This window comes from Psychrobacter piechaudii, assembly GCF_900162825.1.
Classification (GTDB): Bacteria; Pseudomonadota; Gammaproteobacteria; order Pseudomonadales; family Moraxellaceae; genus Psychrobacter; species Psychrobacter piechaudii.
Genome location: NZ_FUGE01000092.1, coordinates 1 through 2300, shown reverse-complemented (window position 1 = coordinate 2300; position 2300 = coordinate 1). Strand labels below are relative to the sequence as shown.

Here is a 2300-nt window from a genome sequence, read left to right as displayed (position 1 = left end):
TTCCTGAACGCAGAAAGCGATCTTGCCCGAGGGTGGTTAAGGGAAAACCACAAAAATATCCCAAAAAAAATACCAGTCAGCCTTAACTGACTGGCATTACCCATTAAGGGCGTTTTTTTAAATACAATTAATTTATCAATGAAGGGCTTAACTTACTACTAAATGGCTTTGGTACGCTCGGTTAGCCACTCTAAAGCCTCACCTTCAACGCGGTCTTTTAGCTCATTATAAACATGACTGTGATAATCGTTTAACCAGTCAATCTCATCTTGAGTCAATAGGCTGGGGTTCACCAAGCGAGTATCAATCGGACACAAGGTGACGGTTTCAAAGTTTAGGTAATGACCAAACTCTGTTTCTTGTGGCGTTGGCACTGGCTGGTTGATGACTAGGTTTTCTATGCGAACCCCCCAGCGACCCTCACGATATAAGCCAGGCTCATTACTGCTAATCATACCCACTTTCATCGCACGCTCGGGCGGATTACTAGCAGCATAAGCAATCACTTGTGGACCCTCATGCACGTTTAAAAAGTAGCCCACACCATGACCAGTACCATGACCATAGTCCATCTGAGCTTGCCATAAAGGCGCACGGCAAATCGCATCAATTAATGGTGAGGCAATACCATCTGGGAAACAAGCTTTGGCTAACGCGATGTGCGCTTTTAACACCAGGCTAAAGTCACGTTTTTGGCCTTCATTAACCTTACCAATACCTACCACACGGGTAATATCGGTGGTGCCGTTTTGATACTGAGCACCAGAGTCAATTAATAATAAACCATCGCCCTCAAGGTAACTAAACTTGTCTTCAGTGGCACGATAATGTGGTAGAGCACCATTTGCGTTAAAGCCAGCAATGGTTGGGAAGCTAGGCGACACGTAATGGGGCTGCTTACTACGCACGTCAATTAACATGCTGTCTACATCTAGCTCACTTAAGCGCTCGCCTTTATTTAAGCGTGCTTCAAACTCACTAAAGAACTCACACAGTGCGGCCCCATCTTGACGCATCGCTTCTCGTACATGCTCGATGTCCTCTTTTGATTTAACAGATTTGAGCAGACTGCTTGGGGCAATTTGCTCGATCATAGCAATGTCATCGCCCAAATCATTTAAGGTACCGACCGCTACTTTATTAGGGTCTAATAGCAATAAATCCTCAGGAGTCAATTCACTTAACGCCCCTTGAACTTGATCATAATCCGCCACGCTAATGCCGGCATCATCCAATAACTTGGCAATGTCCTCACCCACTTTAGCGCTATCGATATAAAGTGTCGCCTTGTCTGCTGTGATAATCATGTGGGCTAAGAAGACTGGGTTGTAGTCCACATCACTACCGCGTAGGTTGGTCAACCAGGCTAGATCATCTAAGCTTGAAATAAGATGATGGGTAGCCCCAATTTGTTGCATCTGTGCCCGCACTTCAGCCAGCTTCTCTGCAGCAGATTGTGACACAAACTGGGCGTCATGAGCATACAGCTGAGCCATAGGCAGCGCGGGGCGATCTTGCCAAATCTCACCCAATAAATCCAGCTCAGTAATTAGACGTATACTGTCTTCTTCACTGTCCGCTACTTCATCAAAAGCATCTAATAAGCGGTCCTGTTCAGCCAGTGACAATACATTGCCATCGATGGCCACACTGTCACCAACGTCTAGATTCTCTGCCAACCACTGAGCGTGATTGGGCGAGCCAGGTTGTAGTTTTTGCAGCGTAATACCAGTATCTTCTAATTGAGCAGCAGCTTGTACCCAATAGCGACTATCAGCCCACAGACCAGCGAAGTCAGAGGTCACAACTAAGGTACCCACAGAGCCGGTAAAGCCAGATAACCATTGACGGCCTTGCCAATATTCAGGCAAGTATTCTGATAAATGGGGGTCAGCCGATGGAATGATAAGGGCGTTGATGTCATTATTTTTTAGAACTTGGCGTAATTGACTGATACGCTCTTGGATTACAGACTTGCTCATAATATTCCTCTGAATTAATGGTTTATTTTTTATTGTGTCTTTTTTGCCAATTTCAAATATAAAAAAACGTGCTACCAATTCAATTATGGTAACACGTTTGCGGTTTACAACCGTTTTCAGTTATAGTCATAGCCCTTAAAAACAGTCACACAGCCAAAGAAAATAGAAGAATAACGTATCGATACAATCTATTCCCCAATCTTGACGCTTTTTCTTAACCCAAGCCCAAGTTTGCTCAATAGGGTTTAAGTCAGGACTATAAGGCGGTAACCATAGAATAGTGTGTCCTGAATCTTCAATGATTTTTTGAATATCAAG

At 44.3% G+C, this 2300-nt stretch carries 2 protein-coding genes; both read right to left on the bottom strand.

Features of this window, described 5'->3' with window-relative positions; all coding sequences use genetic code 11:
* Window positions 1-158 precede the first annotated feature (158 nt).
* Window positions 159-1982 (bottom strand): aminopeptidase P family protein, encoded by a 1824-nt coding sequence (locus A1019T_RS04210; protein ID WP_077450564.1) that lies wholly within the window; start codon window positions 1980-1982, stop codon window positions 159-161.
* A 135-nt stretch (window positions 1983-2117) separates the two neighbouring features.
* The coding region (locus tag A1019T_RS13845) for a transposase (protein ID WP_279626159.1) at window positions 2118-2300 on the bottom strand (183 nt) is incomplete at its 5' end.

Bases quoted from the DNA above. Each gene is read 5' to 3' on its own strand.
- A1019T_RS04210 (WP_077450564.1), bottom strand. From the start codon at position 1,982: ATGAGCAAGTCTGTAATCCAAGAGCGTATCAGTCAATTACGCCAAGTT.